Origin of the sequence: Bacillus sp. AF62 (assembly GCF_050312695.1) — a bacterium.
Lineage (GTDB): Bacteria > Bacillota > Bacilli > Bacillales > Bacillaceae_G > Bacillus_A > Bacillus_A cereus.
In genome coordinates, this window is sequence record NZ_JBNPJZ010000291.1 from 1 (window position 1) to 294 (window position 294).

Sequence of the window (294 nt, forward strand, 5' to 3'; positions counted from 1 at the left end):
ATTTCTTTTTTAAATGCAATCTTGCATGAATCCTTATCTACACCGATTGTATCCTTAAAAATTGAAGACCCACATTTACATAAAGAATATGAAGAAGATAAATTATCCATACTAGATATATTAGCTACACTTCAAGATGAGACCAAGGTAAATGTGGAAATCCAGTTACGAAATACACAAGAGATAGTAAAACGTTCCCTATATTATTGGAGTAAATTGTATACATCTCAATTAGAGCAAGGAATGCCCTATCGTTCTTTACGAAAAACGATTGCGATTAATCTATTAGATTTT

Annotated in this window: 1 protein-coding gene; it reads left to right on the forward strand. The window is 30.6% G+C overall.

The features are described from left to right. Positions 1-294, forward strand: a 294-nt coding sequence (locus ACQRBL_RS32790) for an Rpn family recombination-promoting nuclease/putative transposase (RefSeq protein ID WP_427736489.1), incomplete at both ends; no start/stop codon positions are given.